Genomic DNA, 17,785 nt, shown 5'->3' with positions numbered 1-17,785 from the left:
ATAATAATTTGAAAAAAAGCTAATTGTTTTTAGTCGAGGTGAAGAATGCAAGTATTATGCATGACTTTTATAGATTATATTTATTATATTAAGGAATTTGAACCGCTAATAGGCTTATTGACTTTGATCTTTCTGGGTGTTTATGTTTATAAGACATGGCATATAGCCACATCGACACGCGAATCAGTAAATGAAATGAGAGCACAGCGGCAACAGCAATCTACACCATTTGTTGTCGTGTTTTTTGACTTTAATTATTCAAAGAATTTTATTGAGATTGTTATAAAGAATATGGGATTAGGCCTTGCGGAAATGGTTAGAGTAAAATTCAATCCACAATTGGAAAGTTCACTTATAAAAAATATGAATGAAGCAATCTGGCTTACTGACGGGATAGGAACACTGCCCCCGGGAAGTGAATTTAGAACTATATTTGACTCTACTATAGGTAGGTTTGAAAAGGATTTAGCTCTCACTTATACTGCAAATATTTCATATAGAGATAATTATAATGATCTCAACCTGAGTCAAACCATTGTATTAGACTTAAGCCCCTATAAAAATGTTATTTATTCCAAAGAAAATAATATTGGCGATTTATGTAAAATTGGTGATACTTTAAAAGGGGAATTAACAAATATAAGTAAGTCTATAGATAATTTGGGGAAAAAGTAATATTTACTTCGACACACTTTTCATATTACTGTACCGTGGGCGGCAGATGTCCACATCTGCCCCTGAAAGAAGCATGCTATCTGATAAAATAAGACATGGTCGTTCGTAAAAGATTAAAATTGTATGGAAATGTCTTGGTATTCGTTACGACAACTGTTCATGAATGGACACCTATATTCAGGAAAGAAGAGCCAGCGTTACTGATTATCCGCCAATTAAAAGAAACACTTGATTATTTTGATGTTTCTCTTGTCGGATATGTTCTAATGCCGTCTCATTTGCACATGTTGTTGGGATTCAAAAGAGTGGAATTATTATCCAAGTTCATGCAGAGCTTCAAAATTCTAAGTTCTAAATTGATAAAAGAAACAGCACCTGCTGTGATTTCAAGGCAACTTTCGAACAAAAATCGATTTCGGCTATGGAGGCCGCGTTTTGATGATTTAATAATCACCTCCGAAGAACAACTCCGCATCAAACTCAATTATATACATTATAATCCAGTTAAGTCCGGTTTAGTTGAAAAGCCCGAGGATTGGAGATATTCAAGCGCTTGTGATTGGATATCTGGAATTCCGGGATTATTGCCGATAGACAAGGATTTTGCCTGGACAGACTGATGTACGGGGCAGATGTGGACATCTGCCGCCCACAAAAGCTTCTCTGATAATTTCGGAAAAAACCCTGTTTGATTTTCTTATAATAATTTATATAAATACTGTTACTATAAATAATCGGAGGAGTGGTGACTATTCCGGATAAAATGGGGGCGATGGTGTTGCGGAAGGCGGGGGAGCCGCTTGAGTTGATGCATCTTACGGTGCCGAAGCCGAATAATATTGTGAACGGCGAATTGACCGCGCCGAAAGAGATGCTGATTCCCGGTCATGAAATTGTCGGGACAGTGGTGCAAATTGGCGATCATGTGGCTGATTTCAAGATTGGTGATAAGGTGGGGGTGCCATGGCTGGGGTACTCATGCGGCGAGTGCTCATACTGTCTTAAGGGAAAAGAGAATCTCTGCGACAATCCGGGTTTTACCGGCTACACGCTCGACGGCGGTTATGCCGAATACACTGTTGCCGACAGGCGTTACTGTTTTCGAATACCGGCCGGATATGATGACTATAAAGCGGCGCCGCTTCTGTGCGCCGGGTTGATCGGGTATCGGTCGTATCGGATGTGCGGCGATAATTTCGAGAAACTCGGTATCTATGGTTTTGGCGGGGCGGCGCATATTATCGCGCAAATAGCGGTATATCAGGGCAAGAAAGTATATGCGTTCACGCGCCCCGGTGATAAAGCGGCGCAACAGTTTTCGCTTCGGCTGGGAGCGGTCTGGGCGGGCGATTCGGATCAAAAGCCGCCGGAGTTACTTGACGCCGCTATCATTTTCGCGCCGGTCGGCGCGCTGGTGCCGGCAGCGTTACGGGTGGTGGCAAAGGGCGGTATTGTGGTCTGCGGCGGGATACATATGAGCGATATCCCGCAATTCCCGTACACCATCCTCTGGGAAGAGCGGAAAGTTGTATCGGTAGCCAGTCTGACCCGCCGCGACGGTGAAGAATTGATGGCGATCGCGCCAAAAGTGCCGGTTAAGACTTCGGTGCAAATATTCACACTTGAGAATGCCAACGAAGCGCTGCAGCTTCTGCGTGCCGGCAAGATCGAGGGCGCCGCCGTCCTGAAAATAGAATAAAACTATCGCTTATGGCGCCTGAATCAGTCTTAATTCAATCCGGAGAGATGAGACATCATCATAACCGGCATGGTAATGCCACACCATAACTTCATAAGTTCCCTTATCACGAATATCAACCTTCATCCCGGTATAAAGCGGAATAGAAAGTAATTCCTTTTCCTGCCAGAGCGTCGTGCCGGAGATATCAATAAATTCCGTTTTGGGATATGACATCTTTGCCTCCATAATTATTAAAGATTGGCTGTTGACGATTATACTGCGGAGCCCATTTAAATAATGCGATTTCAGTCCTGTTTTGTCAATGTTTTTGATTTTGTAATAATTTGTAATATATTATATGTCGTCTGTATTTCATGAGAGGAAATTATGATTCAATATAAGGACAGTATTAACGGTATAACTGCCGATATGCTGAAAGGTTTTTTTGTCGGCTGGCCGAATCCGCCGTCGCCCGAAGTTCATCTCGAGATTCTTATTAAGAGCAGCCATATAGTCCTGGCAATCGACACGGTCACCGAAAAGGTAATAGGATTTATTACTGCCATCAGCGATGATATTATCAGCGCTTATATGCCGTTGCTGGAAGTGCTGCCGGAGTATAAGGGGAAAGGGATCGGAACCGAGCTGATGCGACGGATGATGCAAAAGCTTAAGGGCTTATATATGATTGATCTGATTTGCGACAAAGATAAAGTTTCTTTTTATGAGAAATTCGGATTAAGCAGCGCGACGAAATTTGGCGTCGAAGCGATGATTATGCGTATTTTTGAATCACAATCGGGAAAGAAGGAGTAGTCGAAATATGAATACTTTTGAAGCCATCAGGACGCGCCGGAGTATCCGTAAATATACCGGTCAACCGGTTGATAAGGAAACGGTTGACAAATTACTCCGGGCGGCGATGAGCGCGCCATCGGCCTGCAATCAGCAGCCGTGGAGGTTTATCGTTATCGATAAGCGGGAAATTCTGGATCGGATACCGGAGATTCATAAGGATGCCCCGATGTGCCGCGAGGCCGCGGTGGCGATATTAGTCTGTGCCGACCCGAGTCTGGAAACCTGCCCCGGCTATTGGATCCAGGATTGTGCGGCGGCGACGATGAATCTTCTGCTGGCGGCACATGAGCTTGGGCTGGGGGCGGTTTGGACAGGGGTCTATCCCAGGGAGCAAAAGGTGGCCGATATCGGAAAGATGTTTGGCCTGCCGGATGGGATTATTCCCTTTGCGCTGGTGCCAATAGGTTATCCGAATGAAAATATTGCCCCGGAAGATCGTTATAAAGAGGACCGTATAAAGTTTAATCGCTGGTGAGTGTTTAAATCGGAGAATTTTGGCGTATTTATTTTGGATTGAACATTTTATGTATTCGGGCGTCGCCTTGATATAGGTTCGCGAAAAAATGGTTGCAACCCTGTGATCGGGCTGTATGTTTAATATATCATTATAAAAATAAAGGCTAATGTCCGAGGAGGGAAAAGATGCCGAAAAAAATGAGTTTATTGATTATTCTCGGGGCATTGCTGTTTCTGCAATGTTCCGGATCAACCGAGCCTGATCCAAAGCCGAATCCCGAGCCGACACCGATCGATATCACCCAGGTTGAAAAAGAAATTCTTCAATCATCGAATCTGTTCGGGTTCAAGCTTTTCAAGAGTATTGCCGACGAGACCGGGCCCGGCGAAAATATTTTTATATCGCCATTGTCGGCATCATTTGCACTGGGCATGGTCTGGGACGGTGCGGCTGGAGAGACCAAGGACGCAATGGCACAAACGCTTGAAATGTCGAATCTAACAGACGAACAAGCCAATCAGGCGTATCAGAGCCTGATGTCGGTACTTCCGGCGGCCGATCCGGAGGTTTTATTCAAAATCGCCAACTCTATATGGTACAGAACCGGGAAAGCGGTCAGGCAGGATTATATAAACATTTGCCGGACCTATTTCGACGCGCTGGTCGAAGAAGTCAATTTCCAGGATCCGGCTACGCCCACCAGGATTAATAACTGGGTGGATGAAAACACCAATGGCAAGATCACCAAGATAATCGATCCGCCGATTTCGGATGCGGTGGCCATGATGCTTCTGAATGCCATATACTTCAAAGGGACCTGGACCCATCTGTTCGATACGGCCGATACGTACGATGCCGAGTTTCATCTTGAAGACGGCTCGACCATCGCATGCCGAATGATGACGCTTGAAGACACAATTTCCTTTTTCAGTAATGATATTTTTCAGGCGATTGATCTTCCCTATGGCGATGGTTCCTTCAGCATGACGTTATTTCTGCCCAATTATAATAAGACAGTCGATGATGTATTGCAGCAGATGTCAGGGGAAAACTGGGCAACATGGATGGGCAGTTTTCAGCGGTCGGAAATGTCAATTGGTGTTCCCAGATTCAAGTTTGAATATCAGGTGGAACTGACCGATATTTTGAAGGCCATGGGGATGTCGATCGCCTTCACGCCCTCGGCCGATTTCAGCAAAATGTTTGCGGACGGTGTCGGCTGGATCGATGTGGTGAAGCAGAAGACATTTGTTCAGGTGGATGAGCAGGGAACCGAGGCGGCGGCGGTAACGATTGTCATAATGATCGATAGTATCGGCCCCGGATTTGTTCTCAACCGGCCTTTCTTCTTTGTAATTCAGGAACATCAGACGGGCGCCATTTTGTTCATAGGCAAAATCGCTAACCCGGTCTGGGACGAATAAGCGCAAATTTTTCGTTATTCCAAGCCGGGTTGATTGCCCGGCTTTTTATTTTGCTTGATTTAATAAGTCCTGTTTCGATAGATTAAAGAGAGCGGTTCGCTTATTTATTTGATTCGGATAATTTAGGGAGATTTTAAAATGAATGAAAGTAGACTCTGGTATGATCGTGATGATGTCTGGGCCGATATCGAGCCGGCAATATTTTCGAGCATAAGCATCAGCAGGGCGGCCGAACATATCGACAACATTGTCAAATTGTTCAATCTGAATCAGGATATGCAAATTCTTGATCTTTGCTGCGGGGTCGGGCGGCATACGATGGAACTGGCCCGGCGTGGATTTAACGTGGTCGCCGTGGACAGGAACGAAATATTTCTGCAAAAGGCGAAAGACAAGGCCGTGAAAGAAAATCTGAATATTGAATTTATTCGGGAGGATATGCGAAGATTCCGCCGACCGGATAAATTCGATGTTGTTATCAACATAAATACATCTTTTGGATATTTTGAGGATCCGGAGGATGATAAGGTTGTCGTCAGAAATATATATGATTCACTTAAGGGCGGTGGACAATTTCTGATCGAAATGTCGAGTAAAGAAATTATTGCGGGAATGTTTCGTGAGAGGGATTGGGATGAGTATGATGATATGATCTTGTTACAGGAGCGAAAAGTCGAGGATAACTGGAGCAGCATGTTCATGCGCTGGATAATCATAAAAGCCGGGCAGATAAAAGAAGTAAAAATGACAGTCCGCCTTTTTTCAGCGAGCGAGATGCGCGATTTGCTGATTGGGTGCGGTTTCGGGAAGGTTGATGTTTACGGCTCGCTGGAGGGCATTCCCTATGACCAGAACGCCAAGCGAATGGTAGTTGTTGCCCGGAAATGAAATATGGAGACTGAAATGACTGAGTTGTATGAAAATCCTAAATATTATGAAATAGCTTTTGCCTGGAGAGATATTATTTCCGAGACCGATCTGTTCGAAAAGTGTATCGAGAAATATTCGGATATCCCGGTCAATTCGGTTTTGGAGATATGCTGCGGGAACAGTCCCCATATGGAAGAACTGGTTCGGCGCGGCTACCGGTATACCGGGCTCGATTTAAGCCGGGCAATGCTTGACTACAGCACCGAACGAGCCACGCGAAATGGGATTGAGGCGAAATTTATTCATGCGAATATGGTGGATTTTGAGATTTCTATAAAATATGACTTTGCCTTTATCATGCTGGGTTCATTTTTTGCAACCAGCACGGTTGAAGTATATTCGCACTTTAAATCGGTCGCCCGGACGCTGAAGAAAGGAGGGTTGTATCTCCTTGACTGGTGCGTGCAATTCGAGCCTCCCTGGCAAACGAAAGGCGCCAGCAGTTGGGATATGGAACGTGACGGTATCAGGGTGAAAACAACGGTGGAATGGGTCCCGATCAAACTGGCCCGACAGACTTTCCGGGAGACCATAATTCTGGATGTCGAGGAAAACGGGCGCAAGTTCGAGATTAAAGGGACCAATGTGCATCGGGCCATATATCCGCAGGAATTTTTGCGCATGATGGAGAGTTCCCCGGATTTTGAATTTGTCGGCTGGTGGAACAACTGGAACCTGGAACAGTCGCTTGATTTTGTGGATAGGATCTCACGACCGATAATATTAATCAAGAGAAAATAAAAAAAGGCATAGAAAAATATAGAACCAAGCGTCGACGGTAGAATCCATTATTAGCGGTTAAGGCATTTTACAGTTCTGCTTTTACTCAAAGTATATTCGATTGAACTGCGGTCGTTCATTTGTTTCAATCCTGACTGTGAAAAATTATAAATACTTTACTTTTTTGTTAACATTCCAGTCTTTAAATATTATATTAGAGTCGCAATCCGCCATATAGAGAGGTCTTACTGGTATCGGCTGATGGATGTCAATCCGACATCCGCTGCTGCAACACATAACCATATACTAAAGGGAGTCTGAAGAATGCGTACCTCTCTTCTTTTAATGGTCATTGCAATCTTCCTGATGGCGGGCTGTTCCGGAGATAATCCGGCACAGCCACAGATGGTGGATGAGGAAAAGGTTTCCGGGGAGCTGCTGGGGGGGAATCCCGGCCATGGCAGTTTCACGCTCGAGGCCAAATTCTCGCATATTGACAGTTATCCAAAAGGCGGCGGTATTTTTATTTTGAAAGTAGTTCCGGGTGAGGATATGGTCGGTGATGTCTCCTTGACGCTTAATGCGAACACAAGGCTGAATGCCGAACTGTATCGAACAGTTGTCAATGCCGGGACACCGATCACCGAGGTTTCTGTCGGCCCAAGCAATTCCATTCCCATCGGTTATCACTATATCGAAGTGACGGCAAGTAACATGGAGCATTCCGAAACCATCACGCTCGAGGTCGAGGTTGTTAACTGGGATGGAACCGGGAGCATGGGATATGCCCGGGAAAAACTGGATGAATTCGTTGTCTGGCTCGAAGGCAACTATCCGGAACTGGGAACTTTTTCCGACCGTCAGTGGAGTGTTTATGGGACATATCCCGGTATTCTGGTTGTGATGCATTACACATTTCTTGATATAGATTGGGAACTGCGCCTCTGTTATCATGTCATGATACCGCCATATGATTGGTCGAAGATTCTTCTCCGCCCGCGCGGCGAGTGGGATCCGACCCTGGCGGCCAAACGTGAATGTGTTGACGGCGTCAATTATGAAATTTTCGAAATACCAGTGGAGGATTATGGAGTGCTGTATTAGTTGACCGTTTTGCGGACAGGTCAATTTTGTCTATTTACACCAAACCCAAAGGCGGGAGCATGCGGCTCCCGCCTTTTCATATGTGGAAATCGGCCATACGATTACGCAAAACAGGATTATACGGGATTCGGGATAATAAATAATTTCATAGCAATAGACTTACTTCTCTGGCTTTACCCGGCTGATTTATATATATTCCAAGCAGGGCCGCCCGCTCCAATGCGGAAGCGGTCGATTAATCGGGGCGATTTTGTCCCGGATTTTTTTGAAGTTGGAACTATTACGAAAGAGCATGATATGTCAACATTAGTGGCCAAAGTTTACCGCGGGAAGAGGGAAGAGTCGGTCCATTACGGCTCGATCGCGGTCGTCGATAATAAAGGGAGGCTGACCCATTACGCCGGTGATCCGGAATTTTTTACCTTTATCCGGTCATCGGCCAAGCCGTTTCAACTGATGCCGCTGGTCATAACCGGCGCCGCCGATAAATACGGCTTTTCCAATAAGCAACTGGCTATAATGTGCGGCTCGCATACCGGCACCGATCATCACCGCGATGTTGTCCGGGCCAATCTCGAAGCGGCCGGCAACAAGCCGGAAAATCTCAAATGCGGCACCCATCTGCCGATTTCCATGACGCAATCGGGCGAATATCCTCAGCACGATGAGCATAAAGATGTTTTGCGGCATAATTGTTCCGGGAAACACTCCGGTTTCCTGGCGCTGGCCAGATTTCTGGGGGATGATATCGGCGAATATCTCAACCCGGAATCAAAGGCACAGCAGTTGGTTCTTGATGCCGTATCGCGCCTTTATGAATATCCGAAAGATAAGATTGCTATGGGAACCGATGGTTGTTCGGCGCCCAATTTCGGCATGCCGTTAATCCATAGTGCTGTGGCTTTCATGAAGCTGGCCAATGGTCAGGGGTGGGATGACGAGGAATCATCGGTGCTGAATCGGATCAGAGAAGCCATGACCGAATTTCCGGAAATGTTTTCCGGGGAGGGCCGCTTTGACCTGGCCCTGATGCGTTCGTTCCCCGGCAATATTATCACCAAAGGGGGAGCGGAAGCTATTCAGGGGATCGGTTTTTCCAATCCGCAAATGGGTATTGCTATCAAGGTCGAGGACGGCAATGCGCGGGCGCTTTACCCGGTGTGTATAGAGACGCTCCGCCAGCTTGGAATTATCGATGATGTCAATAAATATAAGCACCTGTTGCCGTTTCATAAATCCGAACTTCGTAACAATGCCAATCTGCTGACCGGCCATATAAAGGCTGAATTCGACTTGAAAAAGGCCTGAGTAATTGTTACATTGGATTAATTTGTCAATGGGAACTAATATTGCGGAGGAACTGTGAATAAATATAAACATCCTGCCGAACCATTCAGAATCAAATCAGTCGAGCCGATTACGCTGCTTCCGCAGGCGGTCCGCGAACAGGTCCTGAGAAGAGCCCGATACAATATTTTCAAGATAAAAGCCGAGGAAATTTATATCGACCTTTTGACCGATTCCGGCACCGGCGCCATGTCCACCGAACAATGGGCGGCACTGATGCGCGGCGATGAATCATATGCCGGAGCCAGATCATATTACCGGTTCGAAGAGACCATCAAGGAAATAACCGGCAAGGAATTTATAATCCCGACCCACCAGGGACGGGTGGCCGAGAATGTTTTCTTTTCATCGGTGCTGAAAAAAGGGGATTACGTCCCCAACAATACTCATTTCGACACCACCAGAGCCAATGTGATGCACAAAGGCGGCATCGCCGTTGATATGCCCTGCCCGGAAGCGGAGACCGACGAAGAACTGCCCTTTAAGGGAAATATCGATACCCATCGCCTCGAGAATTTTATCAATGAAAAAGGGGTGGACAAGATTCCGGTGGTATTCATGACGGTCACCAATAATTCCAGCGGCGGTCTGCCGGTGTCAATGTCCAATATAAAAGAGACTTCAGCAATTTGCCGGAAGCACGGCATAATGTTTTTCTTCGACTGCGCCCGGTTTGCCGAAAATGCCTATTTTATCAAGCGCGATGAGCCCGGATATGAAAGCAAAAGTGTCAAAGAAATCGCGCAGGAAATGTTCTCATATGCCGATGGCGCCCTGATGTCGGCCAAGAAAGACGGTTTGGCCAATATGGGCGGTTTTGTGGCGGTGAACGATGAAGATTTGTATCGAAAAATCACCGAACTGCTGATAGTTATCGAGGGCTTTATCACCTATGGCGGGATGTCGGGACGCGATATTGAAACGGTTGCGGCCGGATTGCGTGAAGTCTTGAATGAAGATTATTTGGCTTATCGTATCGGACAGATGGAATATTTCGGAAAAATCATCGAGCAGGCCGGGGCGCCGATTGTCAAGCCGACCGGCGGCCATGCCATTTTTATCGATGCCGGAAAATTTCTTCCGCAGATTCCGCCGGAGCAATTTCCGGGTCAGTCGCTGACGGTGGAGTTGTATCGTGCCGGCGGCATCCGTGCGGTCGAAATCGGGACCCTGATGTTCGGCGGCAAAGATCCGGAAACCGGCAAAATATATAATGCCCCGCGTGAGCTAGTCCGCCTGGCGGTGCCGCGGCGTGTTTATACCGGCAGCCATCTGGACTATGTGGCCGATATAATCGCCCAGATCAGCAAGGTGAAGAACTCACTCAAGGGATTCAAGGTTGCGCGCGAAGCCAAGTTTCTGCGTCATTTCACGGTGGAGCTGGAAGAATTGACCGAAAAGAAGGTCGGCATTGGAAAGGAGTAATCGGTCGTTTTCGCTGATTTGTCGAAGTCAAAGTGCGAAAAATTGTAAGCAAATTGTGAAAAACGTTTCGCCAATGGCATGATGAACAAAGATGCAATAAATAATCAAAGGTTGTAACTTCCTGCTAATCAATAGATTCGTTGATTTTATATGTTAAAAGCGGGATTGGCCGGATTTTTGCGGTTATTTTAGCTGGAAAAGTTGACTTTTTTGCGGGAACTTTATATATTCTAAAAGCTTATAACAAGAGGAGGAATGGTATAGAATAAACGGTTAAAGGACGTATAATTAGTTTAGGTTTGATGCGAAATTTATAACTTTAGAAACGGCCTTGTAACTGTGAGTTCTGGTATTCCTTTTTTTGTGTACAGATCGGGATCTTCTCGAAAATTATCCGCTAATCCTCTCAAGTATATCCATTTTTTAATTTTCCTGATAATAATTTTGTCCGGTTCTCTTCTCGCCTCGCCTCTTTATAAAGATATTGAAATAATTAACTCGGATGATAATGGGATTGCCTTCCGTCTCAATATTGTTAACCCGGACAAATATATATCACTGGCTGCGGAAGCGAAAGGTGATATATTCTCAATTCCGGTTTTGATCGCTTTACCTCCCGGCACTGTTCCCTTTGTGACTAATGCCACGGCATCAAAGGCCATCACGCCGGGCTCAAACATATCGTCGTACTCCGGCAGCACAATTCTTGCGCACATTTCAGGTACCACGGAAATCCGCGGGCGCAGTATTGCCACGATCGAAATTTTTCCGTTTTATCAGGGGGCCTTTTACGGGCGGGTTGATGTCGAGGTGGAATTCCGGCGTCAGGCTGCCGCCGTCCCCGCCAATGACGTTTATGCTGCCATCGAAGGCAAGGTTTTTAATCGCATATTCGATTACACCATCCTCAACTTTGAGCAGGCGGGCAGCTGGCCGGTATATAAGTCGCGGCCCGCGGCCAAGATGTCTCAGGATGTTTTTGTTCTGGCCGATGAATGGTACAAAATCAGCACCTCAGGTGGCCATATCGTTAAGATCACCGGCACGCAGCTTCGCACCGCCGGGCTCACTTTGAATTCCATCCGGAGTGATTCGCTGCATTTGTTCTACGGGCAGGGGAAACCTCTTCCAATAAGAAACATCGATCCGCGACCGCAGCTTGAAGAAGTGGCCATAAAAATTTATGACGGCGGCGACAATATTTTTGATGCAAACGACTACTTTATCTTTTTTGCCGAAGCGGCCGACCGCTGGGATTACCGGACAGGGGGGACGCCGGAGTATATTCAGAATCCATACACCGATATCAATTGTTACTGGCTGGGCATATCGGGCGGTTTCGGCACCGCCGGGTTACGGATAGTCGATCGGGACGGCTCGCCGACAGATTCGCCGGACACGGTCGTTCAGTCCACGATATTTTACAGCCGGTCCGAAAAAAATAAAATGCTCTTTACCGAGAATGACGGCCAGGTAACCGACTATTATGAATGGTACTGGTCCGACCAGAATAAAGACTCTTTTTATGTCAGTCTGCCGAATGCCACGCCGCTTGAACCGGCCAGCGTTAAATTACGGGCCATTGCCCTTGACACCTACGGTGCGGTCACTCTGACGGTTAACGGTATTGCCGCCTCCAAGATTTCATCCCAGTCACCGGTGTTCACCTTCGAGACCAATCGACTTGCCGCAGGCGTCCTGAATAAATTCGTTTATACGGTCGGTGATAATTATCAGGCCCCGCCCTATTTCGATTACTGCGAAGTCGCCTGTGCCGGGAGTCTTAAACCATCCGGCGATATTCTGGATGCGGCCGTTTCCGGTTTGTCCGGGCTCGGGGAGTTTATTATTACCGATGGTTTCTCCGGTGCACCAATGATATTCGACATCAGCGAGATGTCCAGCCCGGTGAACATCATTAATTATAATGAAAATTCGGGTGAAATCGTTTTTCAATCGCCTGCCGGGGGGATTGATCCGGCAAGATTTTATTTGTGTCCTCCCTCAAAATTTTATACCGGGGCCGTTATAGAAAAAGTCACGGCGCCGCTTTTGACGGAAAACCTGGTCCAGACCGATATGATTATTATTGCTCCGCGCCAGTTTGTCCCAATGCTGGACGATTATAAACAATACCGCGAGAATCGTTCAGATATAAGAGTATCGATCGTGGCACTGGAAAATATTATCAATCAATTTTCATATGGTTTGTATGATCCGACCGCGATTCGTGATTTTCTTCGATTCGCCTACCTGAATTTCCCGGAGCCCGCGCCGTCGGCGGTATTATTGGTCGGCGATGCCAGCTACGATTTCGAGGATAATTTATTGACGGGGACGTCTAATTATATTCCGCCTTTCATTCACGAGCTTGACCATACCGCGTCCGATGACAATTATGTATACTTCGGCGAATTCGGTTTTCTTGACGGCGACAGTACTTATCTCGACGGCAATGATGATCGCGGCTATGACATGATGGTGGCGCGCTGGCCGGTTCGTAATTCCGCCGATCTCAATACGATTTATGATAAAGTCCGTTCGTATGAATCATCGACCAATTACGATACCTGGCGAACCACCATAACTCTCGTAGCCGATGATGAATATGGTTCGGGCGGCCACTATGAAGGGTTGACACATACCAGGCAAACCGAAACGCTTGAAAACGGGCATCTTCCCGCCGCCTTCAGGCGCAACAAAATATACAGCTGGGAGTACCCCTTCAATTCCGAGCGCGCCAAACCGGATATAAATGAAGCCATCGTTAAAAGCGTCAATCAGGGAACCCTGCTGATCAACTATGTCGGCCACGGTAATCCCGACACCTGGGCGCATGAGCGCATTTTCCTGAAGGGAACCGACCTGCCCCGGCTTTCCAACAACGGGCGGCTGTCATTGTTCTATGCGGCCTCATGTTCGATCGGGCTTTTTGACGATCCCCGGCGGGAGGGAATGGCCGAGGAACTGCTCCGCATGCCCGGCGGGGGAGCTATCGGCGTTATGGCCGCGACCAGGCTGGTTTATTCGGGCGATAACGGAGCTCTTAACCGCCAGGTTTTCGACATCCTTTTTTATGTCGATGACCTTTCAATTTGCCAGGCGCTATATGCCGCCAAAACATATCGGCAGTACAGCAGCGGTTTTCTGCAGCAGAGACTGAATGACCGGAAATTCGCTTATCTCGGAGACCCGATGCTTTATCTGGGAACACCCCGATATAAATTGTCATTCAGGGAATATCCCGAGATGCTCAGGGCGCTGGATACGCCGTATGTGGCGGGGGAGATTATTGAGGCGGCCTCGGGGAATCATGTCAATATGAACGGCCGCGCCGAAATATTTATACATGACTCGGAACTCAAGAAAACACATCTGGGTGTCAATGACAACGGCGATGTGGTCGACAGCCTCACCTACGCAAAAAGCGGCCCGCTTGTATACAAGGGATCGGTGGAAATTGTCGACGGCTATTTTGATTTCTCTTTTATCGTGCCGCTGGACATTGGTTATGGCGGCGCCGGGGCGGCCATTTTTGCCTATGCCGTTTCCGACCTATTCGATGGTTTCGGGCTGGTGGATTCGATTCCGGTTTCTTCGGAAGTCGTGGTTCCGCAGGACAGCCTGGGGCCGGTTATTTCCTACAGTTTCGGGAACCGAGAAAATTTCATTTCCGGGGATAATATCTCGGCCGACGAGCCGCTGGTTCTCCGGCTGGCCGATTCTATCGGCATAAACCTGACCGGGGGCGCGGGTCACGGAATTACGCTTTGCATTGACAATGCCGTTGAAAATATAATAAATTTGACCGATCTTTTTCAGTATGATGCCGGGAGCTATATTTCCGGCGAAATTAGATATGAAATTACGGGTTTGAACCCGGGGAGACATTTGTTCAAGGTGAAGGCATGGGATAACGCCAATAACTCGGCCACGGCCGAATTCGAGGCGGCCGTCGCCGAACCCGGCGACTTTGCCTTGATGGATGTGCTGAATTATCCCAACCCGATGGAGGAACGGACGACATTTTCATTTTCGCTTTCATTCCCGGCCCGAAGAGTCAGCTTGGAAGTGTTTACTTTGTCGGGCAGGAAAATTATGAATTATGAGGAAAACATGGTTTCGGCCGACTATCATGAGTTCTATACCTGGAACGGTCATGATGCCGACGGTGATCGTGTTGCGACCGGAGTATATATTTATAAGGTTACAGCTTTTTCGATGAATACTGATGATGTAATAGAGTCATTTGGGAAAGTTGTTGTTGTCAATTAACGCTGTTCGGAGGAAGTTTTGATGCGAAGACTTACAGGCATAATCATAATTGCTCTGGCAATTGTATCTTTTGGCGCTAATGCCTATGCTCAAATATCAAGTGCTGCGGTTTTGTTTCTGCGCATTGCAGCCGGAGCGAGAGCCGCCGGAATGGGAGAGGCGTTTGTCGCCATCGCCGATGACGCCACCGCCACCCACTGGAACCCGGCCGGTCTCGGTCAATATCCTCTGTCGGACAAATGGGATGAGGTGGAATTACCCGACAGCCTTCGCCCATTGACCGCCATCACTCTTTATAAGGGCGAAGGCCCCGAGTCGGATTATCGCAAATTCGATATCTGGGCGATTTCTTCCAAGGGGCTGGTACGCTATGCCGACGGCGAGTGGGTGCGATATGATGTCGTCGAGACCAAATCCGACCAAACAGTGGAATCGATAATACGAAAATATACCGGCCTGATCGGCGATATCAACGATGAGAACCTGGCCGTCATGATGAACCGGGTCGGGGAATTAAACAATGAATTTCCGAGAGAGCAGATAGACACGCTGGAAAGCATTGTGAGCACTTTTCTGGCCAAGGATTACCCGGACACTTCCGGAATATACAATGCGTTTGATTCTCTCAAGACACTCTATAATATGTGCCGGGTCGACGGCGAAAAGCTTGACGAGGCCTCGATTATGATAAAAAAGGCGGTCAAGGATTCCGTGATTCGCGAAACGGAAGCCGACAAAATCCTGTTTGCTCTGGAAAAAGCGATCTGGAAATATATCCCGAGGGACCTGACGATTCCCTACAATATAAATTTCACCGGCAAGTTAAATGATGTTGCCTCCGACGGCAAATATCTCTGGGTGGCAACCGATTCAGGATTGTTCCGATATCGAGACGGCTGGCAAAAGCTCGGCATTGATTATGGTTTCCCCACGAACAGCATAAAAAACATCACCCTGTATAAAAAGCTGGCCTTCCTGGGGACAGATACCGGGCTGGTTCTGTATGATGCCGGCGCCGTCACCTACTTCGGCGCTGAGCATGGCCTGCCGCATCTTCCGGTATCGGGAGTAGCGGTTGACAATGAAAAGCGCGTCTGGGCGGTAATCGGCGACGATTTGTACCAATACGACGGAGCCGTGTGGAGGAATTATATCGAAGCCCCCATGTCTTCAATGCCCGGAACGGATAAGGTTTACGATCTTATGAAGATTTTTGATACCCCGGCCGAACGGGAGCGATATCTGGGGAAATACAAAGACTTCAACCCCGAACTGCCGGATCTTTTCGAGCAGACTGCCGACAACATGAGTGATTCGATTATGGTCACTGACAGTTCGGCTATGATCACCGACAGCTCTGTCATGGTCACAGATAGTCTGGCAATGGTGAGTGATTCAGCCGGGGCAAAAGTGCCGGCGGATTCCTCGATGCAGGCGACGGTCGCAAGGTTGAAAGAGGCCGCCAAGGCGGAAGTAAAATCGGAACAAAAAGTCAAAATCCCGCTTACGGCCGGCCTGAAATTTAAAGTATATTCGATGGAAGTCGATCATTTCGGCAGTCTCTGGGTCGGTACTGAATACGGCGTTCTGAAATTTACCGGCAAGAGTTGGAAGCGTTATGGTTACCGCAAGTATCCGATCGAAAATGATATCACTGTTTTTGATCTGGCTCTCAGCAAAGTAAAGGGAGATTCCACCCGCGCCCAGCGTTTGGCGGAGAATATTTATAGCGTCAATGATCTTCAATCGGATACACTTAAGGCGGGGACGACAATCGATATATATGCCAATCCGGCCGGCGCCCGCATATACGATATTCATTCCTCCGGAAGTAAGGTCGTCTTTGCCACCGGTAATGGAACCATTTATTTCGACGGCATATGGGGATTTTATGATGCTCACGGTCTCGGCGACAGGATCGTTTATTCAATCAATGAAGAAAGCGATAACCTGTGGTTCCTGGGCCGGGATAAAATCGATATTAATGCCGATGCCACCAGTGAAATAACACTGATGCATGTCAACTGGCTGCCGGAATTGGCCAATGATATCTATTATGAATTTTTTGGTTTTGTCCAAAATGTCGAGGGGTGGGGGACGATAGGTGGCAATATTACCTATTTAACCTATGGCAAAATAATTCGGACTACAGAAACCGGCGTTGAGGAAGGTGACTTTACGGCCTATGATGTGGCTCTTACCCTATCCTATGGTATTCCGCTGACATCATCGCTTTCGGGAGGGATTTCGGCCAAGGTGATTTATTCGCATTTGTCGGAACTCGGCGCCGCCGCCGAGAAGGGGAGTGGCACCTCGACCGGTCTGGCACTTGACCTGGGCCTGCTATATCGAATCGATCCGCGCATGACGCTTGGCCTGGCGCTGACCAATCTGGGGCCGGATATTTCCTATATCGATGTTTCGCAGGCCGACCCGCTTCCGCGAAATCTGGCCGTCGGTCTGGCATGGAAAATGATACAATCGCAGTACAATGAAGTGCTTTTCACCATCGAAGCCAATAAATCGCTGGCCGATCGCGACAAATCAATTCTCCAGGATTTCCGTGATGTTGTCGCCAATCCGCAGGATGAGCTTAAAGGATTTATAGCCAATCCTTTTACCATCGGCGGCCTCAGCAAGGAATTCAAAGGCGTAATTATCAACGGCGGTATTGAGTACAAGTACAGTTCCTTTATCGCTTTCAGGGCAGGGTATATTCATGATGAAGAAGGCGAGGTCAACACGCCGACCCTCGGCTTCGGACTGGCATATAACATGTTCAAGTTTGATTTCGCATATATTCCCTCCAGTGAAGATGTTCCGCTGGCCAATACCATGAGGTATTCGCTCTCGGTGAGGTGGTAATCATCATGAAACGGAGCGAATAAG

14 protein-coding genes are annotated in these 17,785 nt (G+C 47.5%); 13 read left to right on the top strand and 1 reads right to left on the bottom strand.

Annotation, left to right across the window (positions count from 1 at the left end):
* The first annotated feature begins 45 nt into the window (after positions 1-45).
* The 3 genes from CVT49_01345 to CVT49_01335 all read left to right on the top strand — a co-directional run bounded on the left by CVT49_01345 (position 46) and on the right by CVT49_01335 (position 2,374).
* Positions 46-675, top strand: coding sequence for a hypothetical protein (locus CVT49_01345; GenBank protein ID PKK84827.1), 630 nt, complete (start codon positions 46-48; stop codon positions 673-675).
* Between the two features lie 95 nt (positions 676-770).
* A complete protein-coding gene (locus CVT49_01340; protein ID PKK84826.1) occupies positions 771-1,295 on the top strand; it encodes a hypothetical protein in 525 nt (174 codons plus the stop codon).
* A gap of 143 nt (positions 1,296-1,438) precedes the next feature.
* Entirely contained in the window at positions 1,439-2,374 is a 936-nt protein-coding gene (locus CVT49_01335; GenBank protein ID PKK84952.1) for an alcohol dehydrogenase, read from the top strand.
* Between the two features lie 9 nt (positions 2,375-2,383).
* Here the strand turns inward: CVT49_01335 and CVT49_01330 are convergent, their stop codons facing one another.
* On the bottom strand, positions 2,384-2,590 hold the full coding sequence (locus tag CVT49_01330; protein ID PKK84825.1) for a hypothetical protein: 207 nt from the start codon (positions 2,588-2,590) through the stop codon (positions 2,384-2,386).
* A gap of 156 nt (positions 2,591-2,746) precedes the next feature.
* Here CVT49_01330 and CVT49_01325 point away from each other — a divergent pair, with 156 nt between their 5' ends.
* The 10 genes from CVT49_01325 to CVT49_01280 all read left to right on the top strand — a co-directional run bounded on the left by CVT49_01325 (position 2,747) and on the right by CVT49_01280 (position 17,761).
* Complete coding sequence (locus tag CVT49_01325; protein PKK84951.1) at positions 2,747-3,172, top strand: GNAT family N-acetyltransferase; 426 nt, start codon at positions 2,747-2,749, stop codon at positions 3,170-3,172.
* A 7-nt stretch (positions 3,173-3,179) separates the two neighbouring features.
* Positions 3,180-3,689, top strand: a complete 510-nt coding sequence (locus tag CVT49_01320) for a nitroreductase family protein (GenBank protein PKK84824.1) — start codon at positions 3,180-3,182, stop codon at positions 3,687-3,689.
* A 167-nt stretch (positions 3,690-3,856) separates the two neighbouring features.
* On the top strand, positions 3,857-5,095 hold the full coding sequence (locus tag CVT49_01315) for a hypothetical protein (GenBank protein PKK84823.1): 1,239 nt from the start codon (positions 3,857-3,859) through the stop codon (positions 5,093-5,095).
* Positions 5,096-5,233: 138 nt separating this feature from the next.
* Positions 5,234-5,983, top strand: a complete 750-nt coding sequence (locus CVT49_01310) for a methyltransferase type 11 (GenBank protein ID PKK84822.1) — start codon at positions 5,234-5,236, stop codon at positions 5,981-5,983.
* A gap of 3 nt (positions 5,984-5,986) precedes the next feature.
* A complete protein-coding gene (locus tag CVT49_01305; protein ID PKK84821.1) occupies positions 5,987-6,766 on the top strand; it encodes a hypothetical protein in 780 nt (259 codons plus the stop codon).
* 324 nt (positions 6,767-7,090) lie between these two features.
* Positions 7,091-7,849, top strand: coding sequence for a hypothetical protein (locus CVT49_01300; GenBank protein ID PKK84820.1), 759 nt, complete (start codon positions 7,091-7,093; stop codon positions 7,847-7,849).
* 219 nt (positions 7,850-8,068) lie between these two features.
* A complete protein-coding gene (locus tag CVT49_01295; GenBank protein PKK84819.1) occupies positions 8,069-9,157 on the top strand; it encodes an asparagine amidohydrolase in 1,089 nt (362 codons plus the stop codon).
* A 54-nt stretch (positions 9,158-9,211) separates the two neighbouring features.
* On the top strand, positions 9,212-10,621 hold the full coding sequence (locus tag CVT49_01290) for a tyrosine phenol-lyase (protein ID PKK84818.1): 1,410 nt from the start codon (positions 9,212-9,214) through the stop codon (positions 10,619-10,621).
* Positions 10,622-10,984: 363 nt separating this feature from the next.
* Positions 10,985-14,896, top strand: a complete 3,912-nt coding sequence (locus CVT49_01285) for a hypothetical protein (protein PKK84817.1) — start codon at positions 10,985-10,987, stop codon at positions 14,894-14,896.
* Between the two features lie 21 nt (positions 14,897-14,917).
* Positions 14,918-17,761 carry a hypothetical protein gene (locus CVT49_01280; protein PKK84816.1) on the top strand — a complete coding sequence of 948 codons (2,844 nt, stop codon included), beginning with the start codon at positions 14,918-14,920 and terminating at the stop codon, positions 17,759-17,761.
* Positions 17,762-17,785: the final 24 nt, after the last annotated feature.

The sequence above is a fragment of the candidate division Zixibacteria bacterium HGW-Zixibacteria-1 genome, from assembly GCA_002838945.1.
In the GTDB taxonomy this organism is placed as follows: Bacteria; Zixibacteria; MSB-5A5; order GN15; family PGXB01; genus PGXB01.
The sequence above is the reverse complement of the archived record's forward strand: the minus strand, read 5'-3'. Positions and strand labels throughout refer to the sequence as shown.

Excerpts from the sequence above, each read along its gene's own strand:
- CVT49_01345 (PKK84827.1), top strand. The coding sequence starts at position 46 with ATGCAAGTATTATGCATGACTTTTATAGATTATATTTATTATATTAAG.
- CVT49_01340 (PKK84826.1), top strand. The coding sequence starts at position 771 with ATGGTCGTTCGTAAAAGATTAAAATTGTATGGAAATGTCTTGGTATTC.
- CVT49_01335 (PKK84952.1), top strand. The coding sequence starts at position 1,439 with ATGGGGGCGATGGTGTTGCGGAAGGCGGGGGAGCCGCTTGAGTTGATG.
- CVT49_01330 (PKK84825.1), bottom strand. The coding sequence starts at position 2,590 with ATGTCATATCCCAAAACGGAATTTATTGATATCTCCGGCACGACGCTC.
- CVT49_01320 (PKK84824.1), top strand. The coding sequence starts at position 3,180 with ATGAATACTTTTGAAGCCATCAGGACGCGCCGGAGTATCCGTAAATAT.
- CVT49_01315 (PKK84823.1), top strand. The coding sequence starts at position 3,857 with ATGCCGAAAAAAATGAGTTTATTGATTATTCTCGGGGCATTGCTGTTT.
- CVT49_01310 (PKK84822.1), top strand. The coding sequence starts at position 5,234 with ATGAATGAAAGTAGACTCTGGTATGATCGTGATGATGTCTGGGCCGAT.
- CVT49_01305 (PKK84821.1), top strand. The coding sequence starts at position 5,987 with ATGGAGACTGAAATGACTGAGTTGTATGAAAATCCTAAATATTATGAA.
- CVT49_01300 (PKK84820.1), top strand. The coding sequence starts at position 7,091 with ATGGTCATTGCAATCTTCCTGATGGCGGGCTGTTCCGGAGATAATCCG.
- CVT49_01295 (PKK84819.1), top strand. The coding sequence starts at position 8,069 with ATGCGGAAGCGGTCGATTAATCGGGGCGATTTTGTCCCGGATTTTTTT.
- CVT49_01280 (PKK84816.1), top strand. The coding sequence starts at position 14,918 with ATGCGAAGACTTACAGGCATAATCATAATTGCTCTGGCAATTGTATCT.